The organism is Paenibacillus sp. V4I5, assembly GCF_030817255.1.
In the GTDB taxonomy this organism is placed as follows: Bacteria; Bacillota; Bacilli; order Paenibacillales; family NBRC-103111; genus Paenibacillus_E.
Genome location: NZ_JAUSZB010000002.1, coordinates 5,140,787 through 5,158,358 on the forward strand (window position 1 = coordinate 5,140,787; position 17,572 = coordinate 5,158,358).

The following is a 17,572-nucleotide window of genomic DNA, read 5'->3' on the forward strand; positions in this document are numbered from 1 at the left end:
AACATATGGTAAAATATGAGGAGGAGTAACTAGATTAAGATTACTTGAAGGGACTTAAGTGGATGAATCGTAACGAGTGGTCATTAGCAAAAGAGGTTGCTGTTGAAGCGGCAACGAAAGCAGGAGAACTGGCAAGAGAGCGTTTCGGAGGTAAGCTGGCCATTCAGCATAAGGATGATCGTGGCGATTTGGTCACCGAAGTGGATGTGCAGGCGGATCGTTTGATTGTGGAAGACATCCTGGCGGTATTTCCGAGTCATCGTATATATAGTGAAGAAGCGGGTGAAGGAGGGGCAGCCAGCGATTGGGTATGGCATGTCGATCCGTTGGATGGAACGAATAATTTCGCCTTGGGCATACCGCTTTATGGCGTTTGTATCTCTTTGAGCTATCAAGGACAAATTGTCCTGGGGGTAATCCGTGATTCGGCTTTGGGGCTAAATTACGTGGCTGTTAAGGATGAAGGTGCTTGGCAGGAGGATGTGAAGCTTGAGGCGAAGCCGAAAGGTCCGTTGATCAAGTCCACCATTTCATGGATTCAAGGCCATGGGGTTGGCAAAAACGAGCACAGAGCCTTGGAACTAAGGCATCATCTAGAGCATTCGGTTAAAAGAGTGCTGCGCTTGTGGGCACCGTCCTTGACCTGGGCGATGCTCGCCAGAGGCGACCTGCATGGTGTCGTGCTGTACAACTCCGAAGGTGAGGATTTGTACGCGGGCTTGCTGCTCGCGCAGGAGGCTGGCGTGAAGGTGACGGATTTCGCCGGTAATCCGGTAGCTATGCTTGGGGGCTCGGGTACAGGTACAAATGCAGGTGTAAGTACAAACTCAGTAGGGGGGACAGAGATGGCACATGCGGTTTACTTGGTGGCTGCTGTGCCGGAATATCATGCAGAGCTGCTGGCATTTGTGCAGGAAGCCATCAAAGTAGAATAATGTAGGAACAATATGCAAATGATAATGGCATACTTTGCATGTTGAGGAAGAAAGGATGCTATGCGATGAAGAGCTTTGTTCCTATATTTTTTGAATTTGATAAGGAGCGGGATGCGCTCCTTGCGCTTGATACGCTGGACGAGCTCGGCTATAAGCCAGAATTACTGGGCGGAGAGAGGTCCACAGTGCACATCCATCTTGATGCACAGGAGATAACGTCCGCGCTTGAAATCGCGCAGTCACACGGTGGGCGCTTAGTGGACCGCCCGCAGGCTGAGTCTGAGCCAGCGATCTACAGCATGGCGTACGATCTGGAGGGTTCCATCCGTATACCGGCCCACACCGTGAATGAGGATTGGTCCGAGAGCTACGCCGAGGCGAACGCATCACCTGTAGCCGACGCAGTACCGAGCGAGGAAGAAGCGGCCTTTGACCCGTCCACTGACGACTACAACCATTTCAGCGCCGGTATCCGGTTGTGAAATGGAGCGGGGGAGGCTGCGCGGAAGTGAAAGTGAACGAACTTCGCGCGAATGAGCGCCCGCGGCCGAGAAACCCCTCATAAGGATAAAAATTTGGTGGACCAGCTTCACCTACCCTCAAAATCCTACGTGTCCACTCATCCGTGGACGTTCCCGAGCACTAGCCCGAAGCGGGTTAGTGCTTTTTTGGTGGAAAATAGAAATGGAGAATTAGGAAGGCGAGTGGGAAAACGTGGATTACTTGTCTAATTTTGTACAACGTACAACATTACATGGATAAGCAAGCGAATGTTTACTCCTATTCGTCTTGGGTGCAATTTGCTTTGCATCAACCTTGCAAACACTCTCGCCCAAGGACTGAGTAAGCCGTTTTTTTTTAGTCTGTTTATTTCCATCTTTCACTTCTTTCTAGGCATACGCCTTTTTATTGTAGATACCTCAGAATTCGTAACCTTTACCATCATTACTGCGTCTGGTGAAATAAGGAAGTAAATTTGTGGAGGAGTGATTCGGATGAGACGCATGATGGGGATCGTTTTGATGGTAGCAACAATAAGTGTGATGACCGGATGCATAGATGAGCAAACAAAAGGTGCCACGGGCACAAGCAGCAGCAGCCCACAACCGACATCAATTGTCCCTCCTACAGCATCCCCAACACAATCGACGCCAATCTCCCCAACACCGGCACTAACGCCAGCTCCAACTATACAGGTGCCTCGCCCTACTGCTACGCCTAGTATCAAACCAAGTCCAACTTCGTACGCCAAAGAAGCCGACGCGAAAAAAGCAATCGAAAGCCGAGCCAAAGAAACGATACAAGCGCTGAAGAAGCAGGATCTGAAAAAGCTCGCGGAGCTGATCCATCCGAAGAAAGGTGTACAATTCTCGCCGTACTCCTATATTCATGTGTCGAGTGATGTCCAGGTTCTAGGCAGCGGGCTTGCAGCCCTTTGGGCAAATACCAGCACGACACATTGGGGCGATTACGACGGTTCAGGTGACCCCATTGATCTCACTTTTCCTGACTACTGGGATAAATTCGTATATAACGAAGATTTTGCAGCCGCACCACAAATCAGCTATAACATTATTCTTGGCAAAGGGAATATGATTAATAATGTATTTAGTGTATATCCGACGACTTCAGCGATTACAGTGGAGTATCATTATCCCGGTCTAGATCCGCAATTTCAGGGGATGGATTGGACCAGTCTGCGGCTTGTTTACGAGAATTCAGGTACTCAGTGGTATTTAGTTGCAATTGTGCATGACCAGCATACGATGTAGTTCGGTTTTTCAATTTAGTAAACGTCTAAAAGCCGTATTAAACCTCGATTTTTTCGTGGAATAGTTCGGTTTTTTCATTTTTTTTTAAATAAATCATTGACAGGTTCCGTCTAATGTCATATTCTTATCCCATAAAACCGAGTAACATCGTAGGAATTAAGGAGATGATTCTAGTGAATAACAACCTAGTGACTGCATTTCAATCCAACTGGGTCAGCCTAGTCGTATCAATTATCATTATCGGGGTCCTCGTCTTATTGGCGAAAAAAAGAGTAAGCTTTGGTAACCGTGTTTTCATTGGTTTAGGACTTGGTTTAGTAGCAGGGATAGCTTTTAATCAATTGGGGCTCCAATTTAAAAGTGTTAGTACGATCGGAACGATCTATGTCAATTTGATCAAAATGCTCGTTATGCCTTTAGTACTTATTCTAGTCATAAACAGTATTTCATCGTTATCCAGTCTAGGCCAGCTGCGTAAACTGGGTTTGAAAACGATCGGTTGGTTCTTGCTAACAACAGGAATCGCGGCACTGATCGGTTTGGTTGTCGCCTTGGTGATTGATCCGGGTAACGGAATTGCACAGGCTGTACCGAAAGATTTTAAAGTAAGAGAAATTCCTACGTTTTCACAGGTTATTTTGGACTTGGTACCTTCCAATCCAATTAACGATATGGCAACTGGGAAAGTAGTACCGGTTCTGATCTTCGCGATTTTTGTTGCCGTAGCGATTGTACACGTAGGCTCTAAAAAGCCGGAAAGTGTAGCAGCCGTTAAATCTTTTATTACATCAGCGACAGCTGTGATCCACCAAGTCGTTAAGTATGTTATTCGTTTGACACCTTATGGGGTGTACGCGCTAATCGCAGGTATGGCTGCCAGATATGGTTTGGAAACACTTGCTCCTTTGGCTAAAATTATCGTTACTTCTTATGTAGCATTGATCATTCACTTCGTGTTGATCTTCGGTGGTTTGGTTCTTTTCGTGGCAAAAGTAAACCCAATCAAATTCTTCAAAAAAGCTTATCCGACCATTGCTGTCGCATTCACAACACGAAGCAGCTATGCAACGCTGCCTGTGAATTTGGAAGTAATCACGAAGCGCCTTCGCGTATCACCGCGTATTGCAAGCTTCGTGGCACCGCTTGGGGCAACAATGAACTTCAACGGCTGCGGCGGGGTTTGGCCGGCGGTTGTGGCTATTTTCGTAGCGAAGGTTTACAATCTTCCGCTTGGCATTCCTGAATACTTTATTCTTATCTTGGTAAGTGTGGTTTCCTCCATTGGTGTGGCTGGCGTTCCAGGTCCAGCTGCAATTTCGACAACAGTTGTACTAACAGCTTTAGGCTTACCATTGGAAGGTATGGGTCTTGTACTTGGTGTTGAAGCACTAATTGACATGGGTCGTACAGCGGTAAATGCTACAGGAACAACAGTTACGGCATTGCTCGTAGCTGAGTCTGAGGGAGAATTTGATCGTGCAGCGTTTGATCGTGACGAAGAAGATGACCTCGATGTGGCTACTGCTTAATCGAATGTAAAAATAAAGAACCTCCAAAACCACAATGATCGTGGTTTTGGAGGTTCTTTATTGTACTAAGCCGTAATCTTCAAAAGATTACTTAATGTAGCATCATTCTAGCTAGCTAATTAGATGGAAATCCTCCTGCTAACTTTACTCAGATGAGTAGGGCTAGTCTACTTAACTGGAATTCCTCCAGTCCCTTTGTTTAAGGAAAAGAGAGGGATTTAACTGGAGGAAATACCGTTATATGGAAGGAAATAATGAAATGCTGAAATCAGCAGGATTTTTTCCATTTAATTGTGACGAAACCTTGTGACAAAGCCCCTTTTCATGCCTGCTGAGCAGCATTTTTACCAGCCATATAGCCTGTAGAAAATGCCGCGGTAATGTTATAACCGCCTGTATAGCCGTGAATATCGAGAATCTCACCGCAGAAATAAAGCCCGTTAACCAGCTTAGACTGCATCGTGCTCGGATCGATTTCCTTAAGCTGAACGCCGCCGCCTGTGACGAAAGCTTCCTCTATAGAGAGTGTTCCTTTGACGATAACAGGGAAGGCTTTCATCAGTTTGCAGAGCTCGAGCCATTTTTGCTTCGGGATGTTGTCGTACGTTAGCTGATCATCTAAGCCAGACTTTTCGAGCATGATCGGGATTAATCGATCGGACAAAAGAGTCTTAAGCACGTTTTTGATCGCTTTCTTGGCGTCATCTCTGGCGAGAGCCATGCTTTGGTTGTAAACTTCATCTGTGCTTTGATCCGGGAAGAGATCTACGGTTACGAGTACTTCTTTGCGCTCTGATTTGGCGAGTTCTTTTACGACGAATTGACTGCAGCGCAGCGCAATCGGCCCTGACAAGCCAAAATGAGTAAATAACATATCGCCGCGATGTGAAATGATCGACTTCCCTTTGGCGTTCCACACGCTGAGTGTCACGTCCCGCAAGGAAAGTCCTTGCAGCTCACGGCTGCGGATAAAAGACTCCTTCGAGGTTAACGGAACCTCGGTCGGGAAGAGCTGCGTGATGGTGTGCCCACCAGCTTCAGCCCAAGCATAACCGTCTCCTGTCGAGCCGGTATGCGGCACAGAGCATCCGCCGGAGGCAATGATGACAGCTTTGCTGTTCATCGTTTCGCCGGAATGCAGACGAACGCCTTGGACGCTGCCGTCCTTATACAAGACCTGCTTGACCGGACTATTCGTCCGGATCTCGACACCCTGTCTGCGAACTTGGCCGATCAACGCGTCTACGACGGTTTTGGCCTTGTCGCTGATGGGAAACATTCGACCGTTGTCTTCTTCTTTCAGGCGGATGCCGAGATTTTCAAAGAAATCAATGATGTCCTTGTTGCTGAATTGGGTTAAAGCGCTATATAAGAAGCGCCCGTTACCCGGAATATGCTTGATTAATTCATCCATGTCTTTGTTGTTCGTAACGTTGCATCTGCCGCCGCCGGATATGCCGAGCTTGCGCCCCAGTTTGTCCCCTTTATCCACCAAAAGTACCTTCGGGCCATCCATACTCGCGGCAATACTGGCCATGAGACCAGCTGAACCGCCGCCAATTACAATTACATCATATGTCATTCGAATAAAGCCCCTACATCGCATATTTTGACACCATCATAGCATGCAAGGCGTCTTAAAGAAAAATAACACCTGCTATGCCGCTTAATATACCAAGCGCTACTACTGAAACGGTAACAAACAGAATGACTTTCTTAGGAAATGATTTCGAAATCATTAGCAAAGAAGGTAAACTGACGGAAGGCAGCGTAAGCAGTAATGCAGCTGCGGGACCTGTCCCAAGGCCAAAGGTCATTAAAGATTGGATAATCGGTATCTCTGCCGCTGTAGGGATTACGAATAGCATACCTGCAATAGCAAAAGCAATAATAAGAAGAATGCTATTTCCGGCAGTTTCTCCGACTGCAGGAAATAACCACGCTCTGCTTGCTCCTAATAAAAGTACCGCGATGATGTAGGCTGGAACAATATGAAGAATCATCGACCAAATACTTTTCAGCCATCTTTGTAGGAATGAGCCAGATTGTTCTTCTTTTATTTCCTCAGGTTTAACAGTTAGATTCTCTGGAAGTTTCGTTTTTCCCGCAAAAAGGTTGGCATAATAGCTTACACCAAAGGTTAATATTAAACCAAATACGAGTCGGATTAAGGTGAACTTCCAAGACAAAACAAAGGTCATAAACACTAAGGTTGCCGGGTTAATGGTCGGGTTTCCAAGCCAAAAAGCTAGGCTTGCGCCTACGGATACATTCTTTTTACGTAATCCTACTGCGAGAGGCGCTGCGCAGCAGGTGCACATCATACCTGGTATCGAGGAAAACCCTCCGATTAAAGTACTTCTGAAAGAAGTTTTACCAAGCACCCTTAGAAGCCATGTAGACGGTAGAAGTACCTGTAACAATGAACCAAGGACAATGCCTAGTAGCGCGGCCTTCCAAACTGATTTGTAGTAAGTCAGCGCATAATCCCATGCAGCTTGCCAAGAAGGGGCGGGGGCTGTAGGATTTTTACCGGAAATTATGGACGACCCTATAGAATGTTTAGTCGCAGCATCGAATGCTTTATGATAGTAAGGCCACCATTTCACGTACGTTAAGCCAACAATAGCAATTATTAAAAAAACGATAACATATAGTACAACCCTTTTGTTGATCGGTTCTACATGAGGTGATGAATTACTGGTATGTGTCATTTTATTCTCCAGGCATTAGATTTTGACAAGTTAAATAGGTTATCATTATAACATATCCAAAAAATGAGAATGACACATATTTTTTTGTATACGAGTCGCTGGCGTAATTTAAAGGAGCGAAACCCCATTGTTTCAAGATATCACCATAGAAGAGTTGTTATCCCTTAGAGACAAGAAAGAGATTGTGATGATAGATGTTCGTTCACCCTCGGAGTATCAGGACTCTACAATTCCAGGAAGCCTTAATATCCCATTATTTGATGATGTCGAACGTGCAGAAATTGGTACCAACTATAAGCAAGTTAGTGTTCAGGTCGCCAAGGATAGAGGGCTTGAAATCGTGTCGGCAAAATTGCCGGCTTTTGTGAAGACTTTTGAGCAGATTAAGGAGAAAAAGGCACTTTTCTGTTGGCGCGGTGGAATGCGTAGTAAAACGACTGCGACAGTTCTATCGTTAATGGGCATCCGGACTTACCGCTTAACAGGAGGCTTTCGTGCCTATCGTAAATGGGTAGTCGCTACACTTGAGAAGATGGATTTCAAACCTCGGGTATGTGTAATTTCTGGTAATACCGGAGCTGGGAAAACAGCTATTCTAAGGCGCCTCCATAAAGATGGATACCCGGTATTGGACTTAGAAGCAATGGCTGGGCATCGGGGATCTATTTTCGGACATGTCGGGCTTCAAGCAAACAATCAGAAAACATTCGAAGCCCTTCTTGTCACTAACCTTCTGAAGTTGGAGGATTCACCCTATATTCTGATAGAGGGAGAAAGCAAACGAATTGGAAAAGCAGTCATTCCTGAGTTCATTGTTAGCAAAAAGGATTCCGGTACACAACTTTTTATTGAAATGCCCATTGATGAACGTTCTCGTCATATTATTGAGGATTACCGACCTTGGGAAAACAAGCAAGAATTGCTTCAAGCTTATAGTCATATCAAGGATCGAATCCACACCCCGATCGCCAAAAGTATCGAAATAGCTCTTAAGGAAGAACAATTTGAGCATGCTGTTAGCCTCTTGTTAGAGCACTACTATGATCCACGCTATGAACATGCTATGAATAAATACGAACAAGAAATAATTAATATTAAAGCAAATACGATCGAAGAAGCCGTTAAGGCTGTAAAGGAATATTTAATATCGGTAGAAGCAGAGTGTTTAAAGGTTTAAATGAAACGTATTTTCAATTGATGCGTTGATTGCGGATATTACGAACGGACATGCTCGAACATTGATTACCACTACATCGCATATTTCTCACCATCAAATATAGGTTTTAACAAGGGAATACAGAAAAGATGCACACAGGCTGTGGATAACATGTTGATAAAATGCACTTTTTTGTGAATAAATTGTAAGAGTTCTGTGGATAAAGTGTAGTCGAATGTGGACAAAGGTCGAAATTCGAAAAAAGTAATGGCTAAGACCTGTGTTTAATCGTAACTCTTCAAGACACCATGTCCTGAAAGTGGTAATGGTCAATGTGCATGTCCAGCCATCTTCTATTAAGAGATGCCTCTTTCCCAAAGTAGTGCAGCTCCTGATTCGTGGAGAGCACAATTGCTTCGCAAACGGAGGTGTGCTTGGCAAGCAGTGCCAGCCCTTCTTCGACGCCGAGTGTACACAGTATTCTTGCCCACACTTGGCACTCAACCATATCTTGGCCAGCAACGGTGCACTGCACGATATTGCTGCTGGGGGTGGACGTTTTATCCTCAAATGGACTGTAAGTGGACAGGGAGCCCTCCGGCATGGCGATGGCGCCCAGTTTGGTGTTCGTGTTCCAAGGGTTTTGAATGCCAATGACCCAAGGATCAAGTTTCTGAGAATTGCGGCCCCAAACCGTTATATCCCCACCAGCGATGATTAGGCCTTGATCAAGCGACATGTTCTTTTGCATATATTCAGCTAGGCGTTTTATTGACCAGCTTTGTTCTATCCCTCGTAAATCGATGTTTGTATGATTAGGAAGCTTAATTGATTTCATAGCTGGATCTACTTCCCATTCTAATGTGGCAGGAGCTTTCTTAAGGCCCGTTGGTGCACCTTTTTGCTGGAGAGGCATATAGTTCCCATCTGTTATTGCTTGATAAGCCTCAGCTAGAAAAAGCACCTCTAACATCGTAGTAGAAATCCTGCAATTTTCACCGGCTAATGTATTCAGAAGACTGATTTCACTGTCGACGAGATAAGGGTTGAAACGCTTTTCCACACTTCGAAACCAATCTATGGCCAGCTTCTTAATGAGAGCACTATCGTTCTCTTCACAGAGGAGCAGCAGTTCGACATCAAATTCCCTAGTTTGGAAGTGAAACGGATGCAAGGATTGTTTGATTTGCTCCATAGGTTTTCCTCTCTTCTATATGTCCTTAAGTATATAAACCCTATTATAGAAGTGTTAACTGAGATTCAATTGATAATTGGCTGAAAGATTGCTGAAAAATCAAGTCAGGAGCTGCTGGCGTATCTGAATATTCTTTTGCAGAAAGAATTGGGGAAGGAGAAGCTGAAGAAGCGAGTTGTATAACGAATTGGCATGAATAAAGTCGGGTCCGCTCAGGGTCCGGCTTATTCGTTTGGAAGTCGAACATTCAGCAACCTTTCAGCAACTGCTCAGATTGCTTTTAGGGAGGATATGGGATACTGACTGTAGAAAACGTGTACAATGAACTTCGGGGGGACTAAAACTATGCGCCAATTAAAAGGTATCAAAATTCTGCTTGTCGATGACGAGCCTCATATTTTGGAATTTCTGGAGTTAGGTTTGACGAATGAAGGGTTTGAGGTCATGACGGCTCAAGATGGGATTAGTGCGATAACTGCATGCAATAAATTTCAGCCGCATATTGCTATTCTGGATGTGATGATGCCGGGGATGGATGGATTCGAAGTTTGTCGAATGATTAAGAAAACAGAAAATGTCGCCGTTATCATGCTGACGGCTAGGGATGAAGTCGATGACAGGGTCAAGGGACTCACACTTGGGGCCGATGATTATATGATTAAGCCTTTCAGCTTTGAGGAGCTGCTTGCCCGCATCTATGCGCGAATTCGCAATCATTTTCCGAACTTGTTCGGTGAAGTGATCATTGGACCGCTTCGCATGGATGATCGACGTAAAGAGATTAGCTTATATGATAAGGTTCTGGAGCTTTCCCCAACGGAATACGAATTGCTCAAATTTATGTCGATTAACCACGGACTTGTTTTAAGCAAATCGATGATTCTCGATAAGGTGTGGGGCTATGACTTCGGTGGCGAAGAGAACATCGTCGAGGTGTACATTCGCTCCTTGCGCGATAAGCTAGGCGATAAAGAACATAAGCTGATCCGTACGATTCGCGGCGCCGGCTATCGGATGGATTTAACATGAAAAGGCGGGGCCGGTTTGCCGAGCATTTTGTTACCGGTTCGCTAAAATTCCAGTTACTTTCGCGATCTCTATTGGTGATGTCTGTGTTACTGCTGCTAATTGGTGTTTTTCAATATATTTTCATGCAGCAATTTCTATATAAGAACAAGGCGGAAACGATTCGCAACCAGCTTGCGACGTTACCTCTCAATACGTGGCTGCGGGCAGGGGATTTTCCGGATCGAGGCCAGAATCCTTTTATGCCCAGACGAGACACTAACGGTGGTAACCGTTCGGACAATACAGGAGGAGAGTTTCCCCGAATTTTCGTTCCTGATTTATCCATTGCTTTGATCGATAGTGAAGGGACTTACAAGCAGTTGTCTTCAGAAAGTGGATCCTCGCCTTTGCAGCTTTCGAAGGAGGAATATCAGGAATTATTGAAAATGAAAGAGAAGCTGGATTACCGAATCGTGAAGGATAAGGATGGCAATGAGCAGTTGATTGTCTTTCATCAAATTCGAGAGAGATCCCAAGGCGTACAAGGACTTGTTCAAGCGAATACGAATACAGGACCGATTAAAGATTTGCTGCTCCGTCAGTTGTTCACCTTTCTACTATTGTCCATGACAGCATTGGTTGTAGGGCTGCTTGGGTTTCTGCCCGTGCTAAGGCGGACGTTAGTGCCACTTTCTAATATGGTAGATACAGTGAAACAAATCGATTCAGGTAATCTGGGCGAGCGGTTTCCTGCTCATCAGGGGCAGGTGGAGATTGACCGGTTATCGACTTCTTTCAATAGTATGTTAGAGAGACTAGAGTTTTCTTTTGAGTCGGAAAAAGAGGCAAAAGAACAAATGCGCCGCTTCGCTGCGGATGCCTCGCACGAGCTTCGTACACCGCTGACTTCGATTCATGGCTTTCTGGAAGTGCTGCTTCGCGGAGCGTATCAACAACCGGAACCATTGCTGAAAGCGCTGAAGAGTATGCACGGCGAATCCGTGCGCATTAATAAGCTAGTTGAAGACCTTCTGCTGCTTGCTCGGCTAGATCGTACGCCATCTTTTCAGAAGTCGGAAGGTCTGCTCGATGAGATGCTGCATGAGATGGAGCCCCAGCTTCGTCTACTGGCAGGAGACAGAACGGTTACATTTACGCTGGAGCCCAGGATCCGATGTCTGTATGATCCAGATAAAATCAAGCAGGTCGTTCTCAACTTGTTTCACAACGCCGTCCAGCATACGCATCCGTTGACCGGTGAACTAGGGCTTTCGTTAGCAAAGACAGACGCAGGTGTCGAAATTGCTGTTCATGACAATGGGCCAGGTATTGCACCTGAACATCTCCCGCATTTGTTTGATCGGTTCTACCGAATCGACTCCTCCAGGGCGCGCAGGAGCGGCGGTGCAGGATTGGGATTATCCATTACCCGTTCCATTGTGGAGCTGCATGGGGGAACGATAGTTGTTTATAGTACGGTAGGTGAAGGTAGTACATTTAAAGTGCTGCTGCTTCCATAGAATGAGAGGGGCCTTATCTTGACGTGATGTCGGGGTAGGGCTTTTTTTAATTTATAAGAATGTAAAATAAGAGCTCCCAGAAGCTTCTATTTCGCCAAAAGGTGGCTAATGGTGAGGAATAAGAGTCTTCATAGACTCTTATTTGGTGCTGAATGAAGTTAGACTAAACATGGCATGTTTGGATTATTCCGCTCAAATAAGAGTCCCTAGAAGCTTCTATTTCGACAAAAGGTGGCTAATGGTGGGAAATAAGAGTCCCTAGAGACTCTTATTTGGTGCTGAACACGGCGTGTGCGGGTTATTCCGCGAAAATAAGAGCCCCTAGAAGCTTCTATTTCGCCAAAAGGTGGCTAATGGTGGGGAATAAGAGTCTCCAGAGACTCTTATTTGGTGCTGAACACGGCGTGTTTGGATTATTCCGCTCAAATAAGAGTCCCTAGAAGCTTCTATTTCACCAAAAGGTGGCTAATGGTGGGAAATAAGAGTCTCCAGAGACTCTTATTTGGCTTCGGGGTAAGCGAGGGTAGTTGGTCGATGTTACAAGCCAGACTACATCTGCGAGCCACCTTATAGGCTTGCGTTTTCCTCTTCAGCCAATCCTCAGAAACCTCTCAACCAATCTTCAGTTTACACTCAGATGAGATTCAGTTTAGACGTCTATACTTGGTTTTGTAAGGAAGAAACAAAAAAATAAAGAAAAAGGTGGAAACAAATTATGAAAAACATCGGCAGAAAAATTCTTACAGGTTCATTGGTAGCTTCGTTTGTACTCGGAGTTGGTTTTGTTGGAGCCTTACATAATCAAGCATTTGCAGATACGATGACAGGCGCGACAACGAGCACATCCACTCAAAATGCAGGACCGGGCGGCAAAGGTCGTGGTGATTTCGGAGATCGCGGTGGCTTCAAGAGTGCAAACGTAGTAAAGGAAACAGCAACAATCTTGGGCGTTGAGGAAAGCGTCGTACAAGACGCATTGAAAGCGGGCAAAACACTGGCAGCTTTAGCAGAGGAAAAAGGGCTGTCGAAAGCAGACTTCTTGCAAAAGCTAGCCGCAGCAGAGACCGCTTCGATTACAGCTGATGTAACAGCGGGCAAAATGACACAAGCACAAGCAGATAATGTTCTCAAAGGTCTAACTGATCAATTGACGAAGCGTATTGAAGCGAACGGGTTCAAAGACGGTCGGGGTGGCATGGGCAAAGGTCACGGCAGCAATCTGGTAGCGCAAACAGCAACAATTCTAAGCGTGGAGCAAAGTGTTGTGCAGGATGCTTTGAAAGCTGGCAAAACATTATCGGCTTTTGCAGTGGAAAAAGGTTTAACAGAAGCCGACTATGTAGTTAAGCTTGTTGCAGCAGAAACCACTTCCATTAATGCTGAAGTTACAGCTGGAAAACTTACGCAAGCGCAAGCAGACCAAATGTTGTCGGGCTTATCTGACCGATTGACGAAACAAGTGCAAAGCACGCGTCCTGAAGGTGGTCGGGAAGGTAGAAGAGGCGGTCATGGTGGGCCTGGTGGTGGGCTTTTCGGGAACCCTGAGGTTTTAACACAAATTCTGGGCATCACGCAAGATGAGCTTAGAACGGAACTAGAAGCGGGCAAATCGATCTTGGATGTTGCTACAGCTAAAGGTATCAGTGAAGATGATCTCGTTAGCAAAATCAAAGACGGAATGACGGATTCCATTAAGAAGCATGTTCAGCAAAAAGGCGCTGATCGTAAGCGCCCAGTAGGCACACCGTCAACAAATACTACAACACCAGCACCAGCTCCTGCTGCAACGAGCTAAAATTGAATTGGAGGAAGCTGCTCGCTATGCGGGCGGCTTTTTTGACGTCACAGTGAGATAGCTAAATGAGTATGAATTCAGCCCCGTAATGGACTCACACCGCCCTTGTCGAGTCACCGACCACCAAGTCGCCCAGCCGTCACTCATCCCACGCGCGACCCAATCTTTTTCAGCAAACGCTCAGCTTGTGTTCAACTTATATTCAGCCTACGCTCAGACAGGTTTCAGCCATCCCAATTACACTAAGTCCAGTAGGGGTTGTTATGGCCTGGGCAGTGGATAGTCTGGGTAACTGGGAGAGGGGCATAAAGGATGAAATTAGGTCGGAAGAAGAGATGGGTCATTGTGGCCCTAGCTGCCATTTTATGTGGAGCGGGAACTTACTATTATGTACATAACAAGGCGAAGCCAGCGTCTGCAGCAACACAGCAAACAACGATGAAAGCGACTAAAGGAGCGATATCCTCGACGGTATCAGGAACTTCTCAGCTGGATGCCAAGGACAAGCAAAATATTGTGATTCCGATTGAAGGTATCATCAAAACAATGAATTTGACGCAAAATCAGGCGGTCAAGAAAGGCGATGTGCTAGTCGAGCTGTCGGTGCCTTCAACGGAAACAACTCTCAAGGAAGCTCAAGTCAGCTTGCAGCAGCTCGAGAAGGAGCTTGCAGAGCTGCAGGACCAACAAAATCATATGAGTGTTACAGCTTTAATGTCTGGCAAGATTACCTTAGCTGCCAATCTGGATGTAGGCAGTCAAGTCAATAAAGCAACGAAGATCGGCACGATTTCAGATACATCGCAGTTTAAAGTGAAGCTGCCATTCTCTTTGCAAGAAGCTGTGCAGCTGAAAAAAGGCGACCCTGTAGAGCTTAGTGTCGACGGTTATTTACTTTCCAAAGTCGGAGCCGTGGATACGATAGGCCGTGAAATTAAAGCGGATGCTAACGGGAATAAAGTAGTTACGGTGGAGGTTCTGGTTAGCAATGATGGAACGCTTTCGGCAGGTCTTAAGGTAAAGGGCAGCATCGGCAGCAGTGATGGTAAAATCGACTCCTCCGAGCAGGTGGCGCTTGAGTATGTGCGCACATCTCCTATTTTCGCCGAGGCAAGCGGAACGATAAAAAGCATGAAATTTAAAGAGGGCGAAGCGGTGAAACAGGGCGAATTGATCGCCACCTTGTTCAATGACGATCTTCCAAACAATATCATTAGCAAGCAATCAGCCATCGAAAGTCAGAAAATCCGTGTGAACGATGCGGAACAGAAGGTTAATCAATTGACGATCAAAGCGCCGTTCGATGGCGTGTTCTCGGCTGATTTTGCCAATAGTAAAAGCAATGTGCTTCGAAATTATCCTGTAGGCGCGCAAATTAATGCGAATACAACGCTAGGAGCCGTAGCGAGTCTAAGCACGATGCAGCTGGCTATTGCCGTAGATGAGCTCGATTTAACAAGCATCAAGGTGGGGCAGAAGGTGACCGTGAAGGTTGATGCTATCTCCGGCAAGACGTTCCAAGGTGAAGTGACTTCCGTATCCAATGTTGGAACAACGACAAATGGGGTCACAACGTATGATGCAGTGGTAGCGATTCCGAATACCGATCAGAATGATTTGAAATATGCGATGACGGCGACTGCTGAAATTTTTATACAAGATAAGAAAGATATTCTCGTGCTTCCGATCCAAGTGGTGACCACAACCAGAGGGAAGTCAACCGTTTCGCTAAAGAAAGCGGACGGAACCGTCGTAGAGCAGCACGAAATCAAAGTGGGTATTCGCAGCAAGACGCAGGTTGAGGTGTTAAGCGGTTTGAACGAAGGCGACGAGGTCGTAATGCCGGTACGCAGAGCGACAACGACGAATCAACAGCAGCAAGGTTTCCCTGGGGGTGCAGGTGGTTTTCCGGGTGGCGCAGGAGGCAACTTCCCTGGTGGAGCTGGCGGCGCAGGCGGCACAGGCGGCACGCAAAATGGTGGAGGCGGGGCCCGCTAGCCGTGAGCCAGCCCCTACGGAGAGGAGCGATTCGATGAATATCATTGAACTGAATGAGGTAACGAAGAGTTATGCTCGAGGTGCAGAAGAATTGCAAATTTTGCGCGGCATTACCCTGCATATTGCGGAAGGAGATTTTGTTGCCATCATTGGTCCCAGTGGATCGGGAAAGTCAACGTTAATGAATACAATCGGGCTTCTGGATAGTCCTACATCTGGCTCCTATACGTTAGACGGTGTAGCAACAGAGAAGATGTCAGACAATGGACTTGCTGAGTTGCGCAATCGGAAAATCGGCTTTATTTTTCAACAGTTCAACCTGCTGCCCAGACTTACTGCGACGGAAAATGTAGAGCTGCCGATGATATATGCAGGCATTTCTACCAAACAGCGAAGAGAACAGGCGCAGCGGATGCTGGAGAAGCTTGGGATGGGTGAGCGAGGACATCACAAGCCAAGTGAACTGTCTGGCGGGCAGCAGCAGCGGGTAGCCATCGCCAGAGCTTTGGCCATATCACCGTCATTAATTCTAGCAGATGAGCCGACTGGCGCGCTGGATTCGAAGACGGGCATTGAGGTGCTGGAATTGATTAAGGAGCTGAATCGGCAAGGCAACACCATTGTTTTGATCACCCATGATCATCACATTGCAGACAATGCCAAACGCGTCGTGACGCTGCGTGACGGAGAAATCATTAGCGATCAGAGAAACGAAATGCTGCCAACAACTGAACGTAAGTTAGAGGGGGCGCTTTCATGAGAATCTGGGAGCTTTTCCAAATGGCGCTGGCCACAGTGCGTTCGAATCCGCTTCGTACGGTGTTGACCATGCTTGGCGTTATCATTGGCGTTAGCTCAGTTATTACGCTAGTTTCGATAGGTCAAGGTACGTCCAAGGCGATTGAAAAGCAGTATGAAGGGCTGGGAACGAACCTGTTGACAGTTAATCTGGGGGGCAACGGACGCGCCACACAGCTGAATTATGATGAGGTTATGCAGCTTGAGAATACATCGGGAATCAGTGCAATTGCGCCAACGATGACTAGAAATAGTACCAGTATCAAATACGACCGGACAACAGAGACTTTCAATGTCATTGGAACTAATGACCGATATCTCAGTTTGCAAAAGGGGACGGTCGCCAGCGGCCGCTTCTTGGCTCAAGCCGATCTGGACTTCCGCAATCACGTTGCGGTCATAGGCAGTGATGTGGCCAAGCAGTTTTTCGGTACGGATGACCCGATTGACGAAGAAATTAATGTGAACGGATATATGTACACGATTATCGGTGTGCTCCAAACAAAAGGCTCCAATACGAACGGAACGTCGCTCGATAGCTCGGTTTTCGTACCTCTCCCTACCATGAGCAGGGATTTCAAATTGGGTAACATTCGGACGGCTTATGTTGAAGCAGCTTCTGGCGATCAGGTGACCCGAGTACAAACAACGTTAGAGATGTATTTATTTAATAAATTTAAAAGTACAACGGGATATACCATTTTGAATTCATCCGAATTAATTAGCGCCAGACAGACGGCTTCCAGCACATTGACCAATCAATTAGTCGCGGTAGCGGCGATATCCCTCCTGGTAGGCGGGATTGGGATCATGAACATCATGCTCGTAACCGTGAGTGAGCGCACCCGGGAAATTGGGATTCGTAAATCGATTGGCGCGAAGCGGAGAAATATTTTGCTGCAGTTCCTGGTTGAAGCTACGCTGATTAGCGGTATGGGCGGGTTGATCGGATTGATCTTGGGGATCGGCTTATCGCTAGCGTGGCCTTATATCAACCCTAGTCAACAAACGAGTTTATCCATAAATATAGGACTATACGCATTCTTATTCTCGGCCTTGGTTGGTGTTATTTTCGGATTATATCCAGCGAATAAAGCATCGAAATTAAAACCTATCGACGCACTGCGTTTTGATTAGGTCAACAGGAGGTAT

At 46.2% G+C, this 17,572-nt stretch carries 14 protein-coding genes; 11 read left to right on the forward strand and 3 right to left on the reverse strand.

Annotated elements, in window-relative coordinates; genetic code table 11:
* The first annotated feature begins 62 nt into the window (after positions 1-62).
* The 4 genes from QFZ78_RS25495 (at position 63) to QFZ78_RS25510 (ending at position 4,236) form a co-directional block, all read left to right on the forward strand.
* On the forward strand, positions 63-935 hold the full coding sequence (locus tag QFZ78_RS25495) for an inositol monophosphatase family protein (protein ID WP_307551707.1): 873 nt from the start codon (positions 63-65) through the stop codon (positions 933-935).
* 65 nt (positions 936-1,000) lie between these two features.
* Positions 1,001-1,417 (forward strand): hypothetical protein, encoded by a 417-nt coding sequence (locus tag QFZ78_RS25500; protein ID WP_307551709.1) that lies wholly within the window; start codon positions 1,001-1,003, stop codon positions 1,415-1,417.
* Positions 1,418-1,930: 513 nt separating this feature from the next.
* Positions 1,931-2,707 carry a hypothetical protein gene (locus QFZ78_RS25505; RefSeq protein ID WP_307551710.1) on the forward strand — a complete coding sequence of 259 codons (777 nt, stop codon included), beginning with the start codon at positions 1,931-1,933 and terminating at the stop codon, positions 2,705-2,707.
* A gap of 173 nt (positions 2,708-2,880) precedes the next feature.
* A complete protein-coding gene (locus QFZ78_RS25510; RefSeq protein WP_307551711.1) occupies positions 2,881-4,236 on the forward strand; it encodes a dicarboxylate/amino acid:cation symporter in 1,356 nt (451 codons plus the stop codon).
* Between the two features lie 322 nt (positions 4,237-4,558).
* Here QFZ78_RS25510 and QFZ78_RS25515 read toward each other — a convergent pair whose 3' ends face one another.
* Positions 4,559-5,818, reverse strand: coding sequence for a BaiN/RdsA family NAD(P)/FAD-dependent oxidoreductase (locus QFZ78_RS25515; protein ID WP_307551713.1), 1,260 nt, complete (start codon positions 5,816-5,818; stop codon positions 4,559-4,561).
* Between the two features lie 55 nt (positions 5,819-5,873).
* Positions 5,874-6,950 (reverse strand): permease, encoded by a 1,077-nt coding sequence (locus QFZ78_RS25520; protein WP_307551714.1) that lies wholly within the window; start codon positions 6,948-6,950, stop codon positions 5,874-5,876.
* A 127-nt stretch (positions 6,951-7,077) separates the two neighbouring features.
* Here QFZ78_RS25520 and mnmH point away from each other — a divergent pair, with 127 nt between their 5' ends.
* Positions 7,078-8,127 carry a tRNA 2-selenouridine(34) synthase MnmH gene (gene mnmH / locus QFZ78_RS25525; RefSeq protein WP_307551716.1) on the forward strand — a complete coding sequence of 350 codons (1,050 nt, stop codon included), beginning with the start codon at positions 7,078-7,080 and terminating at the stop codon, positions 8,125-8,127.
* A 277-nt stretch (positions 8,128-8,404) separates the two neighbouring features.
* On the opposite strand, the gene QFZ78_RS25530 is transcribed toward mnmH, so the two are convergent.
* Entirely contained in the window at positions 8,405-9,301 is an 897-nt protein-coding gene (locus tag QFZ78_RS25530; protein WP_307551718.1) for an FAD:protein FMN transferase, read from the reverse strand.
* A gap of 345 nt (positions 9,302-9,646) precedes the next feature.
* Here QFZ78_RS25530 and QFZ78_RS25535 point away from each other — a divergent pair, with 345 nt between their 5' ends.
* From QFZ78_RS25535 to QFZ78_RS25560, 6 genes are all read left to right on the forward strand, one after another.
* Complete coding sequence (locus QFZ78_RS25535; protein WP_307551719.1) at positions 9,647-10,330, forward strand: response regulator transcription factor; 684 nt, start codon at positions 9,647-9,649, stop codon at positions 10,328-10,330.
* The gene (locus QFZ78_RS25540) at positions 10,327-11,829 is read left to right on the forward strand and encodes a sensor histidine kinase (protein ID WP_307551720.1); all 1,503 of its coding nucleotides are present in this window, start codon (positions 10,327-10,329) and stop codon (positions 11,827-11,829) included. Before QFZ78_RS25535 ends, QFZ78_RS25540 begins: the two co-directional genes overlap by 4 nt.
* Positions 11,830-12,544: 715 nt before the next feature.
* Positions 12,545-13,624 (forward strand): hypothetical protein, encoded by a 1,080-nt coding sequence (locus QFZ78_RS25545; protein WP_307551722.1) that lies wholly within the window; start codon positions 12,545-12,547, stop codon positions 13,622-13,624.
* Between the two features lie 312 nt (positions 13,625-13,936).
* Positions 13,937-15,622, forward strand: a complete 1,686-nt coding sequence (locus QFZ78_RS25550; protein ID WP_307551724.1) for a permuted SH3 domain-containing protein — start codon at positions 13,937-13,939, stop codon at positions 15,620-15,622.
* 34 nt (positions 15,623-15,656) lie between these two features.
* Positions 15,657-16,382 (forward strand): ABC transporter ATP-binding protein, encoded by a 726-nt coding sequence (locus tag QFZ78_RS25555; RefSeq protein ID WP_307555891.1) that lies wholly within the window; start codon positions 15,657-15,659, stop codon positions 16,380-16,382.
* Positions 16,379-17,557 carry an ABC transporter permease gene (locus QFZ78_RS25560; RefSeq protein ID WP_307551725.1) on the forward strand — a complete coding sequence of 393 codons (1,179 nt, stop codon included), beginning with the start codon at positions 16,379-16,381 and terminating at the stop codon, positions 17,555-17,557. The genes QFZ78_RS25555 and QFZ78_RS25560 overlap by 4 nt, the downstream gene beginning before the upstream one ends.
* Positions 17,558-17,572: the final 15 nt, after the last annotated feature.